Annotated in this window: 18 protein-coding genes; 4 read left to right on the forward strand and 14 right to left on the reverse strand. The window is 66.4% G+C overall.

Annotated elements, in window-relative coordinates; all coding sequences use genetic code 11:
• The 4 genes from TEP_RS14170 to TEP_RS14185 form a co-directional block, all read right to left on the reverse strand.
• Positions 1-911 (reverse strand): GMC family oxidoreductase (locus TEP_RS14170; protein WP_132826547.1); only part of this gene is annotated, 911 nt, incomplete at its 3' end.
• Positions 912-937: 26 nt separating this feature from the next.
• Positions 938-1828 (reverse strand): TIM barrel protein, encoded by an 891-nt coding sequence (locus TEP_RS14175; protein WP_206140219.1) that lies wholly within the window; start codon positions 1826-1828, stop codon positions 938-940.
• 207 nt (positions 1829-2035) lie between these two features.
• Positions 2036-2605: a single-stranded DNA-binding protein gene (locus TEP_RS14180; RefSeq protein ID WP_132825696.1), complete on the reverse strand. Its 570-nt coding sequence runs from the start codon at positions 2603-2605 to the stop codon at positions 2036-2038.
• A gap of 170 nt (positions 2606-2775) precedes the next feature.
• Positions 2776-3171: a hypothetical protein gene (locus TEP_RS14185; protein ID WP_132825697.1), complete on the reverse strand. Its 396-nt coding sequence runs from the start codon at positions 3169-3171 to the stop codon at positions 2776-2778.
• Positions 3172-3307: 136 nt separating this feature from the next.
• On the opposite strand from TEP_RS14185, the gene TEP_RS14190 reads away from it, so the two are divergent.
• The gene (locus TEP_RS14190) at positions 3308-4339 is read left to right on the forward strand and encodes a LacI family DNA-binding transcriptional regulator (RefSeq protein WP_132825698.1); all 1032 of its coding nucleotides are present in this window, start codon (positions 3308-3310) and stop codon (positions 4337-4339) included.
• A gap of 94 nt (positions 4340-4433) precedes the next feature.
• On the opposite strand, the gene TEP_RS14195 is transcribed toward TEP_RS14190, so the two are convergent.
• The 3 genes from TEP_RS14195 to TEP_RS14205 form a co-directional block, all read right to left on the reverse strand.
• A complete protein-coding gene (locus TEP_RS14195; RefSeq protein WP_132825699.1) occupies positions 4434-6488 on the reverse strand; it encodes a PAS domain-containing sensor histidine kinase in 2055 nt (684 codons plus the stop codon).
• Positions 6478-7974 (reverse strand): ATPase domain-containing protein, encoded by a 1497-nt coding sequence (locus TEP_RS14200; protein ID WP_132825700.1) that lies wholly within the window; start codon positions 7972-7974, stop codon positions 6478-6480. The genes TEP_RS14195 and TEP_RS14200 overlap by 11 nt, the downstream gene beginning before the upstream one ends.
• A gap of 92 nt (positions 7975-8066) precedes the next feature.
• A complete protein-coding gene (locus TEP_RS14205; RefSeq protein ID WP_132825701.1) occupies positions 8067-8768 on the reverse strand; it encodes a hypothetical protein in 702 nt (233 codons plus the stop codon).
• A 25-nt stretch (positions 8769-8793) separates the two neighbouring features.
• Between TEP_RS14205 and TEP_RS20030 the strand changes: the two genes are divergently transcribed.
• Complete coding sequence (locus tag TEP_RS20030; protein WP_276321416.1) at positions 8794-8928, forward strand: hypothetical protein; 135 nt, start codon at positions 8794-8796, stop codon at positions 8926-8928.
• Positions 8929-9052: 124 nt separating this feature from the next.
• Here TEP_RS20030 and TEP_RS14210 read toward each other — a convergent pair whose 3' ends face one another.
• From TEP_RS14210 to TEP_RS14235, 6 genes are all read right to left on the reverse strand, one after another.
• Entirely contained in the window at positions 9053-9358 is a 306-nt protein-coding gene (locus TEP_RS14210; protein WP_132825702.1) for a hypothetical protein, read from the reverse strand.
• Positions 9355-9819 (reverse strand): GNAT family N-acetyltransferase, encoded by a 465-nt coding sequence (locus TEP_RS14215; RefSeq protein WP_132825703.1) that lies wholly within the window; start codon positions 9817-9819, stop codon positions 9355-9357. Before TEP_RS14215 ends, TEP_RS14210 begins: the two co-directional genes overlap by 4 nt.
• A gap of 117 nt (positions 9820-9936) precedes the next feature.
• On the reverse strand, positions 9937-10296 hold the full coding sequence (locus tag TEP_RS14220) for an SseB family protein (protein ID WP_276321430.1): 360 nt from the start codon (positions 10294-10296) through the stop codon (positions 9937-9939).
• Between the two features lie 54 nt (positions 10297-10350).
• Positions 10351-12066: an alpha-amylase family glycosyl hydrolase gene (locus TEP_RS14225; RefSeq protein ID WP_132825705.1), complete on the reverse strand. Its 1716-nt coding sequence runs from the start codon at positions 12064-12066 to the stop codon at positions 10351-10353.
• Positions 12066-13553: an MFS transporter gene (locus tag TEP_RS14230; RefSeq protein WP_132825706.1), complete on the reverse strand. Its 1488-nt coding sequence runs from the start codon at positions 13551-13553 to the stop codon at positions 12066-12068. The genes TEP_RS14225 and TEP_RS14230 overlap by 1 nt, the downstream gene beginning before the upstream one ends.
• Complete coding sequence (locus TEP_RS14235) at positions 13550-15742, reverse strand: Six-hairpin glycosidase-like protein (RefSeq protein ID WP_132825707.1); 2193 nt, start codon at positions 15740-15742, stop codon at positions 13550-13552. Before TEP_RS14235 ends, TEP_RS14230 begins: the two co-directional genes overlap by 4 nt.
• Positions 15743-15978: 236 nt before the next feature.
• On the opposite strand from TEP_RS14235, the gene TEP_RS14240 reads away from it, so the two are divergent.
• Together TEP_RS14240 and TEP_RS14245 are read left to right on the forward strand one after the other, a co-directional pair.
• Complete coding sequence (locus tag TEP_RS14240; RefSeq protein ID WP_132825708.1) at positions 15979-18033, forward strand: glycoside hydrolase family 97 protein; 2055 nt, start codon at positions 15979-15981, stop codon at positions 18031-18033.
• A gap of 254 nt (positions 18034-18287) precedes the next feature.
• Positions 18288-21047: a TonB-dependent receptor gene (locus tag TEP_RS14245; RefSeq protein WP_132825709.1), complete on the forward strand. Its 2760-nt coding sequence runs from the start codon at positions 18288-18290 to the stop codon at positions 21045-21047.
• A 345-nt stretch (positions 21048-21392) separates the two neighbouring features.
• Here TEP_RS14245 and TEP_RS14250 read toward each other — a convergent pair whose 3' ends face one another.
• Positions 21393-23006: an alpha-glucosidase family protein gene (locus TEP_RS14250; protein WP_132825710.1), complete on the reverse strand. Its 1614-nt coding sequence runs from the start codon at positions 23004-23006 to the stop codon at positions 21393-21395.
• Positions 23007-23202: the final 196 nt, after the last annotated feature.

The following is a 23202-nucleotide window of genomic DNA, read 5'->3' on the forward strand; positions in this document are numbered from 1 at the left end:
GAGTTGAAGGAGGAGGCGTTGAGGAAGATGACCTTGGCCGTGTACTGGTAAGTCTGGCCGGTCTCTGCGTCGATGATCTCCACGCCCCGCGCTCGCTTGCGGTCCTTGTCGTAGAGCACTTCCTTGACGATGGAAAACGGCCGCAAGGTCAGGTTGCCGGTCTTCATCGCCGCCGGCAGTGTCGCCGCCTGGGTGGAGAAATAGGCACCGAAGGGACAGCCGAGGATGCACTTGTTGCGGTACTGGCAGTTGACGCGGCCCTGCTCGGGCATCGGCTTGGTGATGTTCGCCGTGCGCGAGTGGATCATGTGCCGGGTTCCGCCGAAGGCCTTCCTGATCCGCGCGGCCACGTCCTTTTCGACGATGTTCAACGGGATCGGCGGCAGGAACTCACCGTCCGGCAGCACGTCCAGCCCTTCGCGCGTACCGGCGATGCCGGCGAATTTCTCCACATGGTCGTACCAGGGTGCGATGTCGGCGTAGCGGATCGGCCAGTCGGTGGCGATGCCGTCCTTCAGGTTCGCCTCAAAATCCAGGTCGGAAAAACGATAGCTCTGCCGGCCCCACATCAGCGAACGCCCGCCGACATGGTAGCCGCGGAACCAGTCGAACCGTTTGGTCTCGATGTACGGCGATTCCTGTTCGTCGGCCCACATGCCCTGCAGGTTCTCGGCCAGCGCGTAGTCGCGCATCAGCACCGGGAAGGCGGCCTTCATCGCCTGTGTAGGCCGGTTGCGATGCGGGAAATCCCACGGCTCCTTCATCGCGTTGACGTAGTCCTTGACGTGCTCGATGTTGCGTCCGCGTTCCAGCATCAGGACCTTGAGGCCCTTCTCGGTCAGTTCCTTCGCCGCCCAACCGCCACTGATTCCCGAGCCAACAACAATGGCGTCGTAATGATTGTCTGCCATGGATCTCTCACCTGGTGGATATCGTTTCAGACGTCGCAGAGGCCGATGGCCTCGCGCAGCGAACCGACGGGATCCGGTGCCGCAGGCATGAATTCCTGCGCCAGATACCCATCGAAACCGGTGTCGCGGATCGCGCGACAGATGGCGGGGTAATTGAGTTCCTGCTGGTCCCCGATCTCGTGCCGGCCCGGCACGCCCGCAGTGTGGTAGTGCTTGAAACAGGCGTGATGCCTGCCGATGGTGGCGATGATGTCGCCCTCCATGATCTGCATGTGATAGATGTCGTACAGCAGGCCGAAGTTGTCCGAGCCGAGCCGCTGGCACAGTTCCACGCCCCAGGCGGAGTGGTCGCACAGGTAGTCGCGATGATCGACCCTGGAGTTGAGCAGCTCCATCACCAGCACCACGCCACGTTTCTCGGCATGCCCGAGGATGCGCTTGAGGCCGGCCTCGGCATTGGCCATGCCCTCCTGCGGGTCCATGCCGTTGCGGTTGCCGGAAAAGCAGATGAGGTTGCGGTAACCGGCATCGGCCACCAGGTCGATATGCCGCGTGTAGCGCTCCGCCAGCTGGTCGTGGAACTCACGGCCGGCAAAGCCTTTGGTAAGGCCCAGCTCCGCGCCGTTGCACATCGAGCTGTAGACGCCGTGGGCCTTCAGCATGGGCCAATCCTCCGGGCCCACCAGGTCAATGGCGGCAAAACCGATGCCCTTCACCGTCGCGCAAAGCTGGGCGACCGACAGCTGCGGGAAGGTCCAGCGGGCAACGGAATGCTTCAGGTTGCCCCTGAGCGGCGCAGTGGCTGCAAACGCAGGCAGAACGCCCGCAGCGCCCAGGCCAAGGCCAGCGGCGGCCGCCATACGCAGTGCATCGCGCCGCGTGAGGCCCGGGGCCGGTCTGATCGAATGGATGGACATCCACCTGCCGGCCTCCCAACCGGTATCAAACACTGACGATTTCGCCGCAATGCAATCGATTGCACCATAGGGGAGGAAATTGTCTGTTTGCAAGTCGCAGTGCACGAAAGCCGATGCTGCGGAGCACCACGTCCGCAGCCCTGAAACTGGAAAAAGAAAAGCCCCGCATAGGCGGGGCTTTCGTTCTTCCGGCAGACGAGCGTTCGATCAGAACGGAATATCGTCGTCAGCGAAGTCATCCATCGGCGGCGCCGACTGCTGCGGCTGCTGCGGACGCTGCTGGCCGTAGCCACCGCCCTGGTTGCCGCCCTGGTTGTAACCACCGCCCTGGCCGCCACGCGGGTTGCCACCACCACCGCCGCCGTATTCCTGGCGCGGGGCCTGCTGGCGCTGCGGGCGCTCGCCGCCAGCGAAGTTGCCGCCGCCGCCACCGCCGCCTTCACCGCGGCCGCCCAGCATCTGCATTTCATCGGCGACGATGTCGGTGGAGTACTTCTCCACGCCGTCCTGGCCGGTGTACTTGTCGTAACGCAGGCTGCCTTCGACGTACACCGAGCTGCCCTTGCGCAGGTACTCGCCGGCGATCTCGCCGAGCTTGCCGAAGAACACCACGCGGTGCCATTCGGTACGTTCCTGCTGGTTGCCATCCTTGTCCTTGCGGACGCTGGTGGTAGCCAGGCTGATGCGGGTGATCGCCATGCCGCTCTGGGTGTACTTCACGTCCGGGTCGTTGCCGAGGTTGCCGACCAGGATGACTTTGTTGATGCCGCGCGCCATAGATGGATTCTTCCGTTGTCCGGGGCTGGACCAGTGATAGCACACCCGACGGGGTGCCGATACGCTGGGCCTCCCACGGTTGCGAATGGGTGATATCGGAACGAGGCATCTTACCATTCCCTTCGCCCCCGGCCCGTCGGGAATCCGCCCGATCCGTATCGGAGCCGACCTCAACGAAGCAGGGGGCGATCCAGCGGCAGGCCGGTGACCCGCGTAACCTCCCCCACCGCCACCACCCTGGGCCCTTCATGGCAGTGGAAGCGCACGCCCGGCCGGATACGCTCCCGGTGCAACCCCGCCCTCAGCGCCTCGTTGACCACGGTCAGGCCGGCCAACAGGGGCTCTCCCACCGGCAGCGGCAGCTCGGTCGCCCAGCTGTCGCCCTCGGCGTGCCGGAAGTCAGGCCAGATCATGAACAGCTCTGGCGCTCCGGCGTCATCGGCGTATGCGAAGTCCCAGCGGATACCGTTCCGGGCCGGGCTGCGTCGCCCGCCCTCCTCCGGCGCGAGGATACGGATCCGCGCCTCGAAATCATCCGGAACATCCGGGTACAGGCGAAAGGACACCGCTTGGCTCCATCAGGCTGAGGCAATGACCGTCGCACACCCGCGACCTTGACCACAAGCAGCGTCGGCGAGGACGGCCGGCAGCCACCCCATGGCATCATGCCTGGGACCTTTCCCCTGCCCCCTCCGCGCGCCCATGACCATCAAAGGCAAAGCCACCTCCCTGGACATCGCCCACCTGGCCGGGGTCTCCCAGCCCACGGTGTCGCGGGCCCTGCGCGGCAGCCCGATGGTCAACGCCGAGACCCGCGAGCGCATCCTGCGCATCGCCCGCGAGCTGAACTACAAGGTCGACAAGAACGCCTCCAGCCTGCGCCTGCGCAATGCCGGCACGCTGGCCCTGCTGTTCTTCGAGGACCCGACCAACGACGACTCGCTGATCAACCCGTTCTTCCACTCGATGCTGGGGTCGATCACCCGCGCCTGCGCGCTGCATGGGCAGGACCTGCTGGTGTCCTTCCAGCAGCTGTCCACCGACTGGCAGGCCGATTACGAAGACAGCAACAAGGCCGATGGCATCATCCTGCTCGGCTATGGCGACTACCACCAGTCGCGCGACCGCCTGCAGCGGCTGGTGGAACAAGGTACTCACTTCGTGCGCTGGGGCGCGGCCCTGCCCGGCCAGCCGGGGGTGTCGATCGGCAGCGACAACTTCCAGGGCGGGCATGACATCACCGTCCACCTGCTGGAACAGGGCTGCCGCCGTATCGCCTTCCTCGGCCATGCCTCCAGCCATTACCCGGAATTCCAGGAGCGCTATCGCGGCCACGTCGAGGCGCTGCGTGCGCATGGCCTGGCTGCAGATCCGGCGCTGCAGCACGATGCGATCACCACCGAGGCGTCCGGGCATGAGGCGTGCCTGTCACTGCTGGCCCAGGACCGTTCCATCGATGCGGTGTGCGCCGCCAGCGACCTGATTGCCATCGGCGCGGTGCGCGCGCTGCGCGAGCAGGGCCTGCGGGTGCCGCAGGACGTTGCGGTGACCGGCTTCGATGACATCCCGCTGGCGGCCTCGGTGTCGCCGCCGCTGACCACCGTGCAGCAGGACACCAAGCAGGCCGGCCAGCTGCTGGTGGAGAAGCTGCTGGCGCTGATCGGCCGGCAGCCGGTGGAAGGCCAGAGCATTCCGGTGAAGCTGGTGGTGCGCGAGTCGTCGCTGCGCACGTAACCCTTCGGTGGCGCCAAGCCATGCGCGGCATGCATGCGTGGGACGAAAGGCCGACCACTGCCGGGCATGGCCCGGCGCTACAGCGCCTGCATCACTACGCGCCGCCCGGCATCGCCATGCGTACCGCCATGCTGAACTCATCCAGCAGGAAGGGCTTGGCGATCATCGCCATGCCTTCGTCGAGGAAGGCCGCGCGCTCCTGTGCCTTTTCCGCATAGCCGGTCATGAACAGGATCGGCAGCGCCGGCCGCGATTGCCGCGCGATCTCCGCCAGCTGGCGCCCGTTGAGCCCCGGCAGCCCGACATCGGTGACCAGCAGATCGATGCTCTGCGCCGAAGTGAGGATGGGGATCGCCGCATCGGCATCACCCACCACCTGCGCGTGATACCCCAGGTCCTCCAGCACCACCGTCACCAGCATCCGTACCTGCTCGTCATCCTCCACCACCAGGATGGACTGGCCGGCGCCGCGCCGGATCGGCTGCGACGGTGCAGGCGCGTCCTCCACAACGGCCTCGGACAACGGAATGAACAGCAGCACCGTCGTCCCCTCGCCGACAGTGGACTGGATGGCGATGTGGCCACCGGACTGCTGCATGAAGCCGTACACCATCGACATGCCCAGCCCCGTCCCCTTGCCGATGGGCTTGGTGGTGAAGAAGGGCTCGAAAGCGCGCTCGACCACTTCCGGTGCCATGCCGGCACCGGTGTCGGCCACCTCCACCAATGCGTAGTCGCCAGCAGGCACGGCCGTGTACTGGCCTTCCCTTACGCTTACCGACGAGGCGCGAAGGGTCAGATCGCCGCCATGCGGCATCGCATCGCGCGCGTTGATGGCCAGGTTCAGCAGCGCGCTCTCGAACTGGTTGGCATCCAGCGTGGCGTGCAGAGGCATCGGCGAGGGTTCGGCGCGGATGCGCACTGATTCGCCCAAGGTGCTGTGCAGCAGGTGCTGCACCGAAACCAACAGTGTGTTGAGCTCCACCGGACGCGCGTCCAGCGACTGCCGCCGGGAGAACGCCAGCAGGCGCTGGGTCAGTGCCGCAGCACGCTGGGCCGAGGTGGTGGCGGTATCCAGGAAACGTTCGAGGTCGTCGACCCGGCCCATGTCCAGGCGCAGCCGGACGATGTCCAGCGCCGACAGGATGCCGGTCAGCATGTTGTTGAAATCGTGGGCGATGCCGCCGGTCAGCTGGCCAATCGCCTCCATCTTCTGCGACTGCCGCAATGCAGCGTCGCTGGCCTCGCGCGCGGCCATCTGCGCTTCCAGTTCACGGGTGCGCTCGGCCACCATCGCCTCCAGCGCGTGCGCGTGCTGTTGGCTGCTGGCAAGGGCCAGCTTGGCCGCGGTGATATCGGTGACGAACACGTGGAAGCCGTCGATGCGCCCGTCACCGTTGCGGCGCGGCGTGTAACGCACTTCGCAGTCCCGGCGCCCATAAAGACGATGCGGCCAGACGATCTCGAACACGGCCTCGCGACCGGCCAACGCGGCTTCCATCGCCGGGCGACGCTGCTGCCACACGGTCTCGCCGATGACCTCGCGCACGTGCCTGCCGATGACCTCGCCGGTCGCCAGTTCGAACCAGCTTTCGTAGGCCTTGTTGGCGAAGCGGAAGCACAGCGCGCGGTCCACGAAGGCGATCAGCACCGGCATCGCATCGGCGATCAATCGCAGCTCGGATTCGCTGCGCGCCAACGCCGCGCGGCCATCGGCCAACGCGGCAAGCTGGTCACGTACCACGAACTGCTTGCCGCGCGCGCGCAGCGCGCCCTGTACCGCACTGAGCAGCGACATGCTGCCCAAGGGCCGGTCCATTTCCACCACATTGATCGAGCCGGGCAGCAGCGGATCGCGGGTGGAACGCCGATAGGAGCGCGCCGAGCGCAGCAGGATGAACGGAATGTCCGACCAGGTGGGCTGTTGCTGCAACGCCTGCAGCAATACCTCGCTGCCGCGTGCCACCGCTTCCTGGGTCACCACTACCAGCCCGGTGCAGTCATCGAGCTGCTCAGCCAGCACCTCCAGGCTTGGCGCGATGCCCGTCCTCAACCCCGCGCCGGCCAGCACCGCGGCGATGCTGTCGGCATCACGGCCGAAGGGAGCGACGATACGGACAACGGTGCCACTCTCGCCGCTATCGGACATCGGGCTGGCCCAGCAGCGCTGCGCTGTCGCCGACGAACTCCGGCGTGCCGGTGAGGATGCCCTGGAAATCTGCCAACGCGGCGCCGACCGTGATGCCGCGTCCATCGATTTTCAGTTCGCGGATGGTGTCTTCGTGCGCACCGCCGCGGTTCTTGATCACCGAGATCGCCTTGCGGATTCGACCCTTGGCTTCGAAGAAACGGAACAACACCACCGCGTCGGAGATGTAGGACACGTTGAGGCTGTCGGAGGCCATCGTGCCGACCAGCCCGTGCTGCGGGTTGATCATGAAGGTCGCCACGCCCTTCTGGTTGAGGTAGGACAGCATCTCATGCAGTTGCAGCATCAGCTGCTTTTCCTGCGGCATTGCGGTCACATAGCCGTTGAGGCTGTCGATCACCAGCACACGGCAGTCGCGCTCTTCCACGGACTTGCGCAGGTTCCAGGAGAACTCCCCGGGTGACACTTCGGCCGGGTCGATCTGCAGGATCTCCAGCAGGCCGGAGCGCAGGTGCTTGTCCAGATCGATATCCAGCGCCGACGCGCGTGCGAGCAGCGTACCGACGCGCTCGTCGAACTCGAAGATGCAGCTGCGCTCGCCGCGCTCGCAGGCGGCCCACACGTACTGCAGCGCCACGTTGGTCTTGCCGCTGCCGGCCGGGCCGGTCAACAGGGTGGAGGTACCGCGCAGCGGGCCACCGCCCAGCAGCCGATCGATCTCGGCCACGCCGCTGCTGATGGGCGTTCCGACGAACCGTCCGTGATGTTCCGAGGCGATCAGGCGGGGGAAGATCTGCACGCCGCCGCGACGGATCACCATGTCGTGGTAGCCGGCAACGAAATCGACGCCCCGCAGCTTCTGCACCTGCATGCGGCGCCGCGCAGGGCCGAAGTCCAGGGTCAGGCGTTCCAGCGAGACCACGCCGTGGCACAGGCTGTGCAGCTGGCCGTCTCGCTCATCGCCGGTGGACGTCAGGTCGTCCACCAGGAAAACCGTCGCACTCTTGGGCGCGAAGAACTGCTTGAGTGCGAGGATCTGCCGACGATAGCGCAGCGAATCCTGCGCCAGCAGGCGCAGTTCCGACAATGAATCGAACACCACCCGGGTCGGCCCGATGCTGTCCACCTTGGACATGATCAGGTTGACCGTCTCGTCCAGCTCCATTTCCCACGAATGCAGCACCGACTGCAGGCGGCCATTGCCCATCGCCCCTTCGGCCGAACCCAGCTCGAACAGGTGCAGCCCGTCCAGCGACCAGCCGTGCGCCAACGCGACTTCGCGCAGCTCCTCGGCGGTCTCGGACAGGGTGATGTACAGGCAGCGCTCGCCGCGCCGCAGGCCTTCCAGCAGGAACTGCAGGGACAGCGTGGTCTTGCCGGAGCCGGGCGGCCCCTCAAGCAGGTACAGCCGCGCCTGCGGCAGCCCGCCGCCAATGATGCTGTCCAGTCCTTCAATTCCGGTTGGGATCCGCATGCGTGCCTGCATCGACGTCGACGTTTGAGCGGCAAAGCCTATCGGCGGCCCTGTCGACGCATTGTGTGATCCGGCGCACTGCCGTTAACGCATTCAGGGAACTTTCACGACGCCAGCTCTGCCCGCCACCAAGTGCGTCCCCTGCGCCAGCTCCACGCCAGCATCACCACCGCATACAGGGCCAGCAGCAGTTGCAGCGCTGGTTTGACGATAAACAGCAGCCACAACCAACCATAGTCCGCGTCAGTCACTTTCATCTGAAGGCCCGGTTCCAAGCCCAATGTCGCGGTTTCTCCGCGCAGGCCAGGCCCGACCTCCACAACGGTGATCTTCAGGTGCAGGTTGCCAGCACCCAGCGTAAGCGGCGAGGCCAGTGGCGGCCACGGGAAATCGGTGGGCGACGCGCTGGGTTCGTCCGGTGTAAATTCGCGCGTCACCTCACCCGAGCCATGCGAACTGACCGGCATGGCCCGATAGATCGCGTGCCGACCGTCATGCTCGACTTTCAGCCTGATCGGCTCGCCGGGCGTGCGGAAGCGCAGGAAACCGGCGTGCTGACTGTTCTGCCAGTTGCCAAGCACGGGGTCCGGCTGGTCGTAGTCCGGCGGGGGCCGCTGGAACGTCAACGACAGCTGCGGGCGCCCCGGCAACAGCCGCTCCGTTTCCAGCGTCAGCTGCGTGCCCGGTTCCAGCAGCAGCGGTGCGGATGCGTAATGCGTGGCAGTACGGAAATCGGCCAGCGACAGCGCCAACCCGATACTGAGGAAGATCAACAGCAACCAGCTTGACCAGAATGCGATGCGCACCGGATGTCCTTTTCCGCGTCGGGGCGTGAACGAGTATATCCAGCCAGCACCGACGATCACGGTGACGGTGGATGCCAAGCAGGACGAGGCCGGTTTCGATCCGTACAACAAGGTGATCGACCGGGTGAGCGAAGACAACCGGCGCAAGGTGACGATGTGATGTAAGTGGCGGTGCTGGCCTTCGGGCCGGCACCGACCTCCTGCGGCATCCACGCATGGCGTGGATCCACTGGAATGCGTCCATGCGCGGCGTGGATGCCGTACTGCGCGGTTGACGCCCTGGGCTACGCTGCGGGGCCCTGCGAACCGGCCTTCGGCCCCAGCACGGCCAGCAGCACGTAGATCACGATCGACGCCACGGTGCCGAGTGCAGCCAGCAACATGAAGGCAAACTGCGAACGGCCCTGCAGCCCTGCCCAAACGCCCAGGTGCCAAGCCGCCCCCAGGTTGATCAGCCAGGCGATGACAAACACCGGCCACTGCACGATGCCGACCGCGCGCAGCAATGGCATGGCCACGAGGGCTGCGACGATGGCGCCGATCAGGAAGACCAGGGCAAGACGGGAATGTCGGGCCGGGGCGGTGCTCATGCGCTCAACCCGCGGACCATCACCAGCACCGGGAAGCCACGCGTGTTGGACTCGACAACGGGCTTCCACCCCAATCGCGCATACAGACCACCGTCCAGCGACTCGGTCTGCAGGTAGAGCTGCGATATGCCCATCGACCGGGCCTGCTTCACTGCGCGTTCGACCAACCTGCTGGCCAACCCTCGCCCGCGTTGGCCGTCGGCCACATACACGCTTCCCAGCCAGTGCTCATACTCGGGAAAGCCGGGCATCTCGCCGCGCTTGAGCTGCACGGCGCCGGCCACCTGCCCATCGTCGATCGCCGCCAGCACCTGCGGAAATCCGTGCGCGTCCTTGGGCTTGCACAGCCGCAGACGCTCATCTTCCAGGGTGAAGCCTGCATCCTTTCCCCACTGCGCGTGATACCACTGCGCCAGCTGCTCGCACTCCGGCGCCGCCGGCGCCAGCATCCTGAACTCCATGGGTAGCCTCGCTGTCCTGATCGTCCTTCAGGCAAGCATGCTTGACCCCTGCAGCCACTGCAAATCGTTGCCATCAACCAGACAGTGCGTGGGATCGGCTTCGCAGCGATCTGAATCTCAGCCCTGCGCGAAGTCCTTCAGGATCTCGCCGACACCGCTGGGCGAGATCTCGAAGCCCAGTGTAGTGCCCGGATTGATCACCACGCCGTAGCCGCCCGGCACGCGGCGCAGCACGTCCAGCATCGGCCAGCGGACCTGATGCTCGGCCTGCTGGCTGTAGATGCCCACCCGCGCCGGATCGGTGAACACGGCCACGTGCAGAGTGCCCTGCTTGTCGAACAGCAGCGGATCGAAGCCACTCCCATCGGGCGTGACCAGGCTGCCCGTCAGCAGCACCACCTGGGAAGCAACGAAGGCCTCCATGAACGCCCGGATCGGCACCGTTCCGTCCATCGCGGCCTTGAGCAGGGTTTCGATGCCCCCCGCTACCTGGGCATGGACGGTAGCGCCGGGCCATGCCCGGCGACTCTTTCAACGTCCCAGCCGCTGGTCGCGCGCCAGCTGGTCTGCCATGGCCTTGTCCAGTTCGGCCTGCAGGGCCGGCTGCTGCACGTCCGCATCCAACACAAACACCTTCACCCCGTGCGCCGGCACCTCCGCCTTCAGGCTGCCCTTCACCGTCACCTGGCCACCGTCCAGCGCGTCGCGCCAGAGGCCGGGCTGCAGGTAGCGGTCGACGCTGAAGGTCTTCGTGGCATCGCCCTTGTTCAGCAGCACCAGCGCGGTCTGCGCCACGTCGCCATGCTGCAGCACACGGAAGAACACCGCTTCATCGCCCTGCAGACGTTCGTTCACCTGCAGGCCGCGCTGCAACGCCGGCGTACTCTCGCGCAGCTTGGCGATGCGCTGCAGCGGGGCGAAGATCGGGCTCTGCGGGGCTGCATCCACCCGCGGCTGGCCGAAGTAGGCACGGTTGCCGGCGTGCTCCGCACGGCCGCGCATGAAGCCGGTTTCCGATCCGTAATAGACCACCGGAATGCCGCGCGCGGTGAACAGCCAGTTGTGCGCGTCGATGAAGCCGCTGTCGCTGGCCTGCAGGCGTGGCATGTCGTGGTTGTCGTAGAAGCTCATCAGCTCGTACGGGTTTGCGTACGGGCCAGCGGTCAGGTGCAGCGGCTCGGCCAGCGTTTCAAAGCCCTTGCCGGCGCTGCCGAAGGCCTGCTCCAGCGCGCCGCGCAGCGGGAAGTCGAGCACGCTGACATTGGCGTTGGCCGGCCAGGTGTGTTCGGCGATGCTGGCGGCGTTGTAGTCGAACGCTTCGCCGAACATGAACATGCCCGGATGCTGCGCGCGGATGCGGTTGACGAACTCATGCCACCACGGGTGCGGCAGCCAGCCGATGGTGTCGATGCGCAGCGCATCCACGCCCTGCGCGGTCCACTGCAGGTACGCCCCCACCAGGTAGTCCATCACCGCCGGGTTGTCCTGGTTGAAGTCGCTCAGCTCGGCCAGGTTGCCGTCGAAGATCGAGCCGTCCTTGCTGTCGACCGGACCGATGTTGTTGTAGAACGCGTGCAGTGGGTTGTGCTTCGGGTCCAGCTTCTGCGGCGGCAGGTTCTGGTGGTCGGCAAGCAGCCTGCCGTCCTTGTCGAAGATCTGGCCGAACTGCGGCTGCCGCTGGGGCATGGTCCAGGCCGGCGAACCATGGTTGCCCACGATGTCCAGCACCACCTTCAGGCCGGCGCCGTGCAGGCCCTTGGTCAACCCGGCAAAATCCAGGTCCCTGCTCGGCAGGTGCTCGTCCAGCGTGTAGAAGTTGATGCCCCAGTAGCCGTGGTAGCCGGTCTTGCCACGGTCGGTCAGGGTGCTGGTACAGCTGATCGGCTTGCTGCCGGTGAAGGCTTCGTCCGGGTTGTCGACGATGGGCGTGATCCACACCGCGCCGAAACCGAGGTTGCGGATGTAGTCGGCATTGTCGAGCACGCCACGGAAATCGCCACCGAGATAGCCGATGTTGCCGTCCACCTTGTCCGGGCATGGCACCGGAATATCGAAGGTGCGGTGCTTGCCGCCCTGGTCGCGATGGTCGTTGGACGGATCACCGTTGACGAAGCGGTCGGTGACCACGAAGTACACCGCGTCACTGGCGAACGGCTCGGTGGTACCAACATAGGCCGGGCGTGGCGCAGCCGACGCATGGCCAGCGAACAGCACAAGGGATACAGCAGCAGACAGGGCACCACGCATCACACCACCTCCGGACGGGACGGAACCCGCAACACGCACAGACCGGCAATCAACAGACTGCAGCCACCCAGCACCAGGACATGCATCGGCTGCCCCCCCAGCCATGCACGCAGGGCGAAACCGAGCGCACTGGCCGCGACCAGCTGCGGGATCACGATGAAGAAATTGAAGATGCCCATGTACACGCCCATCTTCGCCGCCGGGACGCTGTCCGACAGCAGCGCATAGGGCAGCGACAGGATCGAGGCCCAGGCAAAGCCGACGCCGACCATCGACAGCAGCAGCCACTGCGGATCGTCGATGAACATCATCGAGATCAGCCCTGCCCCACCCAGCCACAGGTTGACCAGGTGGCTCCAGCGCAGGCCGATCGCCCGCACCATCGGCGGGATCAGCAGCGCGGCCAGTGCGGCGAAGCCGTTGTAGGCACCGAACAGCACGCCCACCCAGTTGGCACCTTCGTTGTAGGCCGCCGATTGGACATCGGTGGAGCCGAAATGCATGCCGGCCACAGCGCGCGTGGTGAAGATCCACATCGCGAACAGGGCGAACCAGGAAAAGAACTGCACCCAGGCCAGCCGGCGCATGGTGATCGGCATCGCGCGCAGGTCGCCGACGATGGCGGCCAGCATGTGCGTGCCCGGCAGTACCCGCGCCGCCGCCAGCAGTGCGCCGTAGCCTGCGCACAGGCCGGCCAGCACGTACAGCATCCTGTCGCCCTGGCGCCACGCGATCAGCACGGCCAGCAGCACGCCCAGGCCGAGCCACAGCGCCACCTGCGTCCACGGTGCGGGCCCGCTGACCGCAGCCCCGGCGTGATGCGCCGGTGGTTCGGCATCATCGAAGCTGGCCAGCTCGTCGGGCGAATACTCACGGGTGCTGGCCACCGTCCAGGTGATCGCCGCCAGCAGCACCACCGCACCGAAGTAGAACGCATAGCGCACGGTATCGGGCACCTCGCCCGCCGCCGCCGTGTTGGCAACACCGAAGTGGGCCAGGATGAAGGGCAGGAAGCTGGCAACAATCGCGCCGACGCCGATGAAGAAGCTCTGCATGGCATAGCCCGCCGGGCGCTGCCGCGGTGCCAGCTGGTCACCAACGAAGGCGCGGAACGGCTCCATCGACACGTTGATCGAGGCGTCCAGCACCCACAGCGTGCCGGCCGCGATCCACAGCGTCGGCGAGTTCGGCATCACCAGCAGGGCCAGCGTGGTCAGCACCGCGCCGATCATGAAGAATGGGCGGCGCCGTCCCCAGCGTGTCCACGTGCGGTCGGACAGGTAGCCGATCACCGGCTGCACCAGCAGGCCGGTCAGCGGTGCGGCGATCCACAAACCGGGCACCGCGTCCATGTCCGCACCCAGCGTTTCGAAGATGCGGCTGGCGTTGGCGTTCTGCAGGGCAAAACCGAACTGGATGCCAAGGAAGCCAAAGCACATGTTCCAGATCTGCCAGAACGACAACTGCGGCTTTGCAGGACGGCTCATCGTGCGTCCTCTGCTGCCGCCACCGGCGCAATCGTCAGCGCCTGCACCCGGGCCTGGTTCAGCACGCCATCACGCCCGCCCTTGCCGCCGGTGTAGTGCGCGAAGTGCTGCAGCGCGCTCATGTTGAAGCCCTCTTCCAGCGTCACCGTGCAGCGGCCTTGGGGTACCGCGAAGGTTGCCGCGGTCGAGTCCTGCGCCGCCACGCTGTGCGGCAGCGTTACCGTGTGCCGCTGCGCAGGCTGGCCCTTGCATTGCACCGCCAGCTGCTTCACCGCCGCGGTCACACCGGTGTTGATCGGGCCATTCGGGTTGCTGTACTGCAGGCGCAGGCGCACGTGGCCCGCCCTGGCGGCATTGAACTGCCATTGCCGGCTGCCCCGCAGCACCTGCTGTGGGCCGACGCAGACCATCGGGCTGTGCAGGGATTCCAGCGCACCTTCGCGCCGGGTCAGGCTCAGGCAGTGCTGCAGGCCATCATCACCGACGCGCACCTGGCCCTTGCTGGCCGTAGCCGCGGCACCGTCCTGCCAGAGGACCTGGCCGGCGGCCACCGCGACCGACCAGCCCTTGCCACTGCGCTTTGCCTGCGGTGCCTGCGGCGTGGCCGGTGCACGCGCATTGGCATCGGCACGCGGCACATCAGGGCTCACGGCTGCCGGCGCAGCGACCAGCTGCACGGTGGTCGTGGTGCCGCGCGTGCGCGTGTTTCCCGCAATCAACAAGCCAGCGCCCACCTGCTTCGGGCGCTCCAGCACATAGCGCTTGCCACCCGCCTCCAGACTGATCCGCTTCTGCTTTCCGAACAGCTCCGGCACCAGCTCGGCCGGCAGCTTGGGCTGCACGCGACCGTCGTCCTGCACGCCGAACACGCCTTCGGTGACCATCGACAGATAGCCCGCCACCGACCACAGCTGCCGCTCGGAGTTGACCACCGGCCCGCTCAACGCCCCTTCGTCCACGTGCACGGCCTGGCTGACCAGTTCGTAGTTCTCCATGTTGGAACCTGCCAGCGCCGCCCCTTGCATCAGCGAGCGGATCTCGGCAGCAATGCGCGGCGCATCGTCCACCTTGCGCGCCGCGCGCAGCGAGTACGCGCTGACGAACGGCCAGATCGCACGATTGTGGTAGATCGGCTGCTGCGCTTCCTGCGGCCACACCACCGGGCTGCCGGCAGCCCCCATCGGATAGCCCGCCAGCGCACGACGTGCTCGCTCAGCAGGCAGCACGTCAGCGAGGATGCCCAGCGACAGGCCAAGCAGATCGACCTTGGCGTACGGCACCGGGTGCGCCGCCTCGCCGATGTAGCTCATGTACTGGCCCATGTCTTCGCGCCAGAAGCGCGCGTCGATCTGCACCGCCAATGCATCGGCCCAGGCCCTGTACTGCTCGCTGCGCTCGTCGCCCAGCTGCGCCGCCATCTGCTGGCCCAGGCGCAGCGCCTGGTAGTGCAGCACGTTGGTGGACAGCGCGTAGGAATCACCAATGAAGCGCACGTCCTCGCGCGTCCAGTCCGGATAGGTCTGCTCGCGCCAGTCCAGGAACGAGGTCTCGCCGCGGTACAGGCCCATCTGCGCGTCGAACACCATCGCCCGGTCCTGCGCCAATGTGCCCTGCAGGGCCTGCCAGACCTGCTCGGCAAACGCGGGATCATCCAGCAGGTGGCGTGCGGCGAGGAACCACACCACGCGGTCGCTGCTGATCGGCCAGCTGCCACCGGACCCGGTGTCCTGGGCCACGAACAGGCCGGGCGTATGCCCGTCGCGCGCAGCCGACAACTTGAACTGCAGCGACTGACGGGTGCGCTTCGGGTCCAGCTTCGCCAGCGCCAGATCGGCTGCAAAGCTGACGTCACGCGTCCACACATACGGCCAGCGCGCGCCGGTCTGGAAGCACTCGCACGGTACCGGACGGCCTTCGTCGAAGGCCGGATCGCGGATGGCATCCACCCGGTCCTGGTCCATTTCCTGCTGGGCCAGCGCGAACAGCGCGTCGAACATCACGCTGCCGGTCTGGCTGCGCATGGGCGCGGCGGCGATGCGCACCTCGCCCTTCGGCGCATGCAGGATGAAACTGCCCTTGGCAGCGGATTCGGCGCGCGCCTGGCGGCCGTCGAATGTCAGGTCGGCCGCGTGCGCGGTCGTCCCCAGCGCTGCCCCCAGGGCAGCGGTCAGGCAAATGATCTTCAGCATCGAAGCGGCAGACCGGCTTGCGCCCGTCGACCTCCCTCCCTCTCTGCACCGTTGTGGGTCCGCACTGCCGTTGCCGGCGTGCGGGCGCGGCACCTCCCTCAAGGTGCCCTGGCCCCATGGTAGACGCGGGGCTGTCGGCTGCGTCCAGCTGCATACGTATTCATGGCGTGCAGTACCGGCAGGCCTGCCGGGCTGGCTTATGGTCCGGGTCTGTCAACGGCGCCTTGGGAGGGGAAATGCCGACGTCACCCACAACGTTGCGCGCAGTGTTCGCGCACGCTTTCGGCCTGGCCCTGCTGGGATGGGCCGTGCTGGCACAGGCGGCGGCACCGCAGATCGCCAGCGTCGAATCACCGGACAAGGTGCTGAAGGTCAGCCTGGTGCTGGACGGCGGTACCGCGCGCTACCGCGTCGAGCGCCTCGGCCAGACCGTGGTGGCCGATTCGAAGCTGGGTTTTGAACTGCGTGATGGTCGCCTCGACCGCGACTTCAGCCTGCTGGCGCAGGAACGCCGCAGTGTCGACGACAGCTGGGAACAGCCCTGGGGCGAGCGCCGGCTCACCCGCAACCACTTCAACGAACTGACCGTGCACCTGGCCGAAACCACCGGCAGCAAGCGCCGGCTGGACCTGGTGTTCCGCGTCTACGACGACGGCCTGGGCTTCCGCTACGTGTTCCCCGAGCAACCGAACCTGCGCGAAGCGATCATCGATGACGAGCTGACCGAGTTCGCCATCGCGCCGGAGTCCACCGCATGGTGGATACCTGCGGGCGAGCCGATCCATTACGAATACCTGTACCAGCGCACCCCGCTGCGCGAAGTGCCGCTGGTGCACACGCCGATGACCCTGCGCAGCCACGACGGCCTGCACGTGGCCATCCATGAGGCGGCACTGGTCGACTACGCGGGCATGTGGCTGCGCCGCACCGAGGGCCAGCGCCTGCGCGCCCAGCTTTCGCCTTCGGCCGAAGGCTGGAAGGTGCGCCGCGCCCTGCCTTTCGCCACGCCATGGCGCACCCTGCAGATCGCCGACCGTGCCGGCGGCCTGGTCGAGTCCGACCTGATCCTCAACCTCAACGAGCCCAATGCGCTGGGCGATGTGAGCTGGGTGAAACCGGCCAAGTATCTGGGCGTGTGGTGGTCGATGCACCTGGATGAAGAGAGCTGGGCCACCGGACCGAAGCATGCGGCCACCACCGCAAAGACACGGAAGGTGATCGATTTCGCCGACGCGCACGGCTTCCGTGGGGTGCTGGTGGAAGGCTGGAATCCTGGCTGGGACGGCAACTGGGTCGGCAACGGTTACGACTTCGACTTCACCCGCGCCACGCCGGATTTCGACATCGAATCATTGTCGGCGTACGGGCTGAAGAAGGGCGTGCGCCTGATCGGCCACCATGAAACCGGCTGCGCGATCGAACACTACGAAGACCAGCTGGGTGCTGCGCTGGATCTGTATGCGCGGCTGGGCGTGGACCAGTTCAAGACCGGCTACGTCTGCGACGACGGCCAGGTGGATCGCCGCAATCCGGCCGGCGGCCCGCTGTGGCGCGAGTGGCACGACGGGCAGTTCATGGCCCGCCATCACCTGAAGGTGGTGCAGGAAGCCGCCCGCCGCCACCTGTCGGTGAACCCGCACGAGCCGATCAAGGACACCGGCCTGCGCCGCACCTACCCGAACTGGATTTCCCGCGAGGGCGCACGCGGCATGGAATACAACGCCTGGGGCCAGCCGCCGAACCCGCCCGAGCATGAGGTCAACCTGGTGTTCACCCGCATGCTGGCCGGGCCGATGGATTACACGCCCGGCATCGTCAGCCTGAAGGGCCGCCACGGCCAGGCCATTCCCAGCACGCTGGCCCGCCAGCTGGCCCTGTACGTGGTGCTGTACAGCCCTATCCAGATGGCTGCCGACCTGCCCGAGCACTACCTGCAGCACCGCGAAGCGTTCCGCTTCATCGAGGACGTGGCGGTGGACTGGGAGCAGAGCCGCGTGCTCGATGGCGAGGTCGGCGACTACGTGACGATCGTGCGCCGCGACCGCAACAGCCGCGACTGGTTCCTGGGCAGCATCACCGACGAGAACGGCCGCCTGCTGCCGGTGTCGCTGGGTTTCCTGGAGCCGGGCGTGCGCTACCGCGCCGAAGTCTACCGTGATGGCGACGGTGCGGATTTCCGCAGCAATCCCTTCGCCTTCAAGCGCGAAACACGCGAGGTCAGCAGCACCGATTCACTCACCCTGGTGCTGGCGCCGGGCGGCGGACAGGCCATCCGCTTCACACCGCTGTGAATGCGCAGGTAGTGCCGGCCGCTGGCCGGCATCGTTGCGACGTGGATGGTTGCCGGCCAGTGGCCGGCACTACCGGAATGATGATCTGGAAGCGATTACAACCCTGCAAACGCCATTGAATACGTATGCAGGGTGATTCCCACGAAGAACGCGCTGCCTACCATAGCGGCGACGACAGCGGCCACCGCGTCGCACGTCCTCGACACCATCGGGACGACCACGAATCGCACTACAACATTGCCTGGGAGGGGAAAATGTTGAACCACAAGCGCAGTGCGCTGAGCATCGCGTTGGCCGTCGTACTGACGCCATCGCTGGCAGCAGCGCAGTCCACGCAGAGCACGGCAACCCCGCCAACCGGCACCGCCGCCACCAACCTGGACACCGTGCAGGTCACCGGCATCCGTCGCGGCATCGAAAGCGCCATCGCGACCAAGCAGGACGCCACCTCGGTGGTCGAAGCCATCTCCGCCGAGGACATCGGCAAGCTGCCCGACGTGAGCATCGCCGAATCGATCTCGCGCCTGCCCGGCCTGGCCGCACAGCGCGTGGCCGGTCGTGCGCAGGTGATCAGCGTGCGCGGCCTGTCACCGGATTTCGCCACCACCCTGCTCAACGGGCGTGAAGTGGTCAGCACCGGCGACAACCGCGGGGTCGAGTTCGACCAGTATCCGTCCGAGCTGGTCAACGGCGTGACCGTGTACAAGACCCCCGATGCAGCGCTGGTCGGCCAGGGCCTGTCGGGCACCATCGACATGCAGACCGCACGTCCGCTCAGCTTCCCCGACCGCGTCATCGCCGTCAGCGGCCGCTACCAGAAGAGTTCGTTGGGCCGCGCCGCGGACACCGACCCGTACGGCAACCGCTTCAGCGCCAGCTACATCGACCAGTTCCTGGACAAGACCCTCGGCATCGCCATCGGCTATGCGCACAGCGACATGCCGATCCAGGAAAACCAGGTGGGCCTGTACGAGCCGTGGACCACCGAGCACACCGACGCAGGCAACCGCCCGGGCGTTGCCGCTGGCACCTACTTCACCGACGGCATCAAGGCGCTGCGCCGCACCGGCAACAACAAGCGCGACGGTGTGATGGCCACGATCCAGTTCCGGCCGAACAACAGCTGGACCAGCACCTTCGACGCGTTCCACACCGAAGCGGAACAGATCGACACCGCCAACCAGTTCGAGCTCAACCTCAGCAACTACAACGGTGGCTACACCCCGGGCCTGCTGATCAGCAACCCGCAGGTCAATGCCGATGGCACCTTCACCGGTGGCACCGCCAGTGGCGTGTACCCGCTGGTGCGCGGCATGTACAACAAGCGCAAGGACAAGATCGATGCGTTCGGCTGGAACAACGAGTTCACCTTCGGCAGCGTCAAGCTGGTTGCCGACCTGAACTATTCCAAGGCCACCCGCGACGAACTGAACCTGGAAAACAACCTGCAGCTGACCCCGATGCCGCAGCTGGATACGGTCGGTGTGCAGTTCCGCCAGGATGGCTTCTCGCAGATCAGCCCGGGCCTGGACTACTCCAACCCGGACGCGCTGTTCCTGACCAACACCATCTACGGTTCTGGTTACGGCAAGGTGCCGAAGGTGGAAGACCGCCTGAAGGGCGGCAAGCTGGCCGCGACCATCGCCCTGCCCGAAGCAATGGCGTCGTGGGCACCGGACCTGGATATCGGCGTGAACTATGCCGACCGTCGCAAGGTGAAGACCCAGTCCGAAGGCAACATTCTGCTGGGCGCGCAGGGCGATGCCAACATCGCATCGGATCTGCAGTACCGCCCGGTCAACCTCGGCTTCGCCGGCCTGGGCACCATCCCGGCCTGGAACGTGCCTGGTGCGGTCGGTCGCTACATGACCTTCAATCCGGTCGACAACCTCGACTACCTGATTCCCAAGTCGTGGACGGTGCAGGAAAAGATCACCACCGCCTGGGCGCGCCTGAACATCAACACCGACATCGGTGTGGTGGGCGTGCGCGGCAACATCGGCGTGCAGATGCAGCACACCGACCAGAGCTCGGACTCGCGCTACTGGGACAGCTCGCAGGCGGCCGGCAACAACATCCAGCCGTACTCGGACGGCCGCAAGTACAACGACTGGCTGCCCAGCTTGAACCTGGCCTTCATGTTCCCGCATGAGCAGACCCTGCGTTTTGCCGCAGCCAAGCAGGTCGCGCGCCCGCGCGTGGACCAGATGCGCGCAGGCCTGGAGTTCGGCGTGGATACCGGTACCGGCCGCCCCGGCGGCAGCGGCGGCAACCCGCTGCTGGACCCGTGGCGCGCCACCGCGCTGGACCTGTCCTACGAGAAGTACTTCGGTGAGAAGGCCTACGTGGCCGCCGCGATCTTCTACAAGGACCTGAAGAGCTACGTCTACACCCAGTCGGTGGACAACTACGACTTCACCAGCCTGCTGGGCAACTATGTGCCGCCGCCGGGCATGGTGGTGCCGGTGCTGCCGACCGGAACGTTCTCGACCCCACAGAACGGCAAGGGCGGCACCCTGAAGGGCCTGGAGCTGACCGCGTCGTTCCCGCTGGAAATGCTGACCGACAGCCTGCGTGGCTTCGGCGTGCAGGCCAGCGCGACCTTCAACAAGAGCGACATCCAGATCCTGGATCCGGAAAGCGCATCCAGCGTGGGTACTGACCCGATCAGCCTGCCCGGCCTGTCCAAGCGCGTGTACAACTTCACTGCCTACTACGAGCGTAGTGGCTTTGAAGCACGCGTGAGCCAGCGCCGCCGTTCGGACTTCATCGGCGAGATCGGCAACTTCAACGGCAACCGCACCCTGCGCTATGTCGTGGGCGAGAACGTGACCGATGCGCAGATCAGCTACACCTTCAGCGACAGCAGCAGCCTGCGTGGGCTGACCCTGCTGCTGCAGGGAAGCAACCTGACCAACGAGCCGTACCGCACCTACGCCGGCACCAAGGATCGCCCGCTGGAGTACATCGAGTGGGGCCGCACCTACATGCTGGGCGTGAACTACAAGTTCTGATCGGAACCGGGTGGTGNCGGCCGCTGGCCGGCCCCCCATCGGTAGCGCCGGGCCATGCCCGGCGAGAGGAAACAGGGAGCAGGACCGGAAACCCGCTGCGCAGGCAGCGGGTTTTCTTTTTGTCCGCACAACGCGATGGCCAGTGAAGCGTGATCGGTACGGCCCCATCCACGCGTGGCGTGGATCTACCCGGCAGCATGGCATCCATGGATGACGGGGATCCATCCGGCACCGACCCGGTAGATCCACGCCATGCGTGGATACGCTGCACCGGAACCGCACCCACAAAAAAGGGACGGGGCGCTTCGGCCCCGTCCCCGCAAGTACCGCCACCGGAGAAATCGGTCAGCTGCGTCGTGCGCAATACACCGCACGCGGCGGCAGCTGCAGTTCATTGCCCTGCACCGTCCCCGCATCCGGGCCCGGCACAGCCACCTGCTGCCAGTTGCCCGTCGGCAGCGGATGGCTCACCGCTTCGGCCGACAGGTTGAAGGCCAGCAGGAGAGTTTCATCTGCAAGCATACGCTCGAACAGCAGCACCGGCTCGGCGCTGTCCAGGAACCGGATGTCACCGTGCAGCAGGGCCGGCTGGGTACGGCGCCAGGCCAGGAAGCTGCGGAAGGCCGACAGCACCGACTGCGGATCCTGCGCCTGCACCGCCACGGCCGCCGCCTGGTGCTCGGCCGGGATCGGCAGCCACGGCTTGCCGGTGGTGAAGCCGGCCAGCGGCGCGTCGATCCACGGCAACGGCGTGCGGCAGCCGTCGCGCCCCTTGAAGTTGGGCCAGAAGGTGATCCCGTACGGGTCCTGCAGCGCCTCGAACGGCACCTCGGCCTCGGCCAGGCCCAGTTCCTCGCCCTGGTACAGGCAGACCGAACCGCGCAGTGAACACAGCAGCGCCACCAGCATCCGCGCCAGGCGAGGGTCGGCCGGATGGCCACCCCAGCGGCTGACCGCCCGCTCCACATCGTGGTTGGACACCGCCCAGCACGGCCAGCCTTCGGTCATCGCCGCTTCCAGGCGCGAAACGGTGTCGCGGATGTAGGCCGCGCTGTAATCGTTGACCAGCAGCTCGAAGCTGTAGCCCATGTGCAGGCGGCCATCGCGGGTGTATTCGGCGGTGGTCGCCAGCGAATCCTCCGAGGAGATCTCGCCCAGGCTCACCGCCCCCGGGTACTCGTCCAGCAGGGCGCGCAGCTGCTCCAGGAACGGCAGGTTCTCCGGCTGGGTGTTGTTGTAATAGTGGTACTGGTAGGCGTACGGGTTGTCCGCGCTGAAGCCGCGGCCGACGCGCTTGTCGGCCGGCTTGGGCGGGTTGTCGCGCAGCTGCGCGTCATGGAAGCAGAAGTTGATCGCATCCAGGCGGAAGCCATCCACACCCCGGTCCAGCCAGAAGCGCACGTTGTCCAGGGTCGCCTGCTGCACCTGCGGGTGGTGGAAATTCAGGTCCGGCTGGTCCACCAGGAAGTTGTGCAGGTAGTACTGCTCGCGGCGCGGCTCCCACTGCCAGGCACCGCCGCCGAACAGCGACAGCCAGTTGTTGGGGGGCGTGCCGTCTTCGCGCGGATCCACCCACACATACCAGTCCGCCTTCGGGTTGCTGCGGTTCTGGCGGCTCTCGCGGAACCAGGCATGCTCGATCGAGGTGTGGCTGAGCACCTGGTCGATCATCACCTTCAGGCCCAGGCCGTGGGCCTTGACCAGCAGCCGGTCGAAGTCGTCCAGGCTGCCGAACAGCGGATCGACATCGCGGTAGTCGGCGATGTCATAGCCGAAATCGGCCATCGGCGATCGGAAGAACGGCGAGATCCAGATCGCATCCACGCCCAGCGCGGCGATATGGTCCAGGCGCTGGATGATGCCGGGCAGGTCGCCTACCCCGTCGCCGTTGGCGTCGAGGAAACTGCGCGGGTAGATCTGGTAGATGACGGCTCCGCGCCACCATGGATAGTGCGACATCGACAGCCCCCCTCCGGGCATGCGGGGCCCGCCGGAAGCGGGCCGAAATCCTGCTCCCGCAAGCTTAGCGGCGGCTCCCCGACGATGGCGCTGCCTGCATACGTATTCACGCCAGGCGCCACGCCCGTTGGCGCGCGGCGGTGGCCTGGCGCCGGTTTCCTCCCCAATTCACAGGCAACGCCTATAATCAGGGATG

The sequence above is a fragment of the Stenotrophomonas sp. TEPEL genome (genome assembly GCF_004348785.1).
In the GTDB taxonomy this organism is placed as follows: domain Bacteria; phylum Pseudomonadota; class Gammaproteobacteria; order Xanthomonadales; family Xanthomonadaceae; genus Stenotrophomonas; species Stenotrophomonas indicatrix.

Coding starts and splice junctions, on each gene's coding strand:
- TEP_RS14195 (WP_132825699.1), bottom strand. CDS start 6,488: ATGTCCGATAGCGGCGAGAGTGGCACCGTTGTCCGTATCGTCGCTCCC.
- TEP_RS14240 (WP_132825708.1), top strand. CDS start 15,979: ATGCCGACGTCACCCACAACGTTGCGCGCAGTGTTCGCGCACGCTTTC.
- TEP_RS14225 (WP_132825705.1), bottom strand. CDS start 12,066: ATGCGTGGTGCCCTGTCTGCTGCTGTATCCCTTGTGCTGTTCGCTGGC.
- TEP_RS14180 (WP_132825696.1), bottom strand. CDS start 2,605: ATGGCGCGCGGCATCAACAAAGTCATCCTGGTCGGCAACCTCGGCAAC.
- TEP_RS14235 (WP_132825707.1), bottom strand. CDS start 15,742: ATGCTGAAGATCATTTGCCTGACCGCTGCCCTGGGGGCAGCGCTGGGG.
- TEP_RS14200 (WP_132825700.1), bottom strand. CDS start 7,974: ATGCAGGCACGCATGCGGATCCCAACCGGAATTGAAGGACTGGACAGC.
- TEP_RS14175 (WP_206140219.1), bottom strand. CDS start 1,828: ATGTCCATCCATTCGATCAGACCGGCCCCGGGCCTCACGCGGCGCGAT.
- TEP_RS14190 (WP_132825698.1), top strand. CDS start 3,308: ATGACCATCAAAGGCAAAGCCACCTCCCTGGACATCGCCCACCTGGCC.
- TEP_RS14215 (WP_132825703.1), bottom strand. CDS start 9,819: ATGGAGTTCAGGATGCTGGCGCCGGCGGCGCCGGAGTGCGAGCAGCTG.
- TEP_RS14210 (WP_132825702.1), bottom strand. CDS start 9,358: ATGAGCACCGCCCCGGCCCGACATTCCCGTCTTGCCCTGGTCTTCCTG.
- TEP_RS14230 (WP_132825706.1), bottom strand. CDS start 13,553: ATGAGCCGTCCTGCAAAGCCGCAGTTGTCGTTCTGGCAGATCTGGAAC.
- TEP_RS14245 (WP_132825709.1), top strand. CDS start 18,288: ATGTTGAACCACAAGCGCAGTGCGCTGAGCATCGCGTTGGCCGTCGTA.
- TEP_RS14250 (WP_132825710.1), bottom strand. CDS start 23,006: ATGTCGCACTATCCATGGTGGCGCGGAGCCGTCATCTACCAGATCTAC.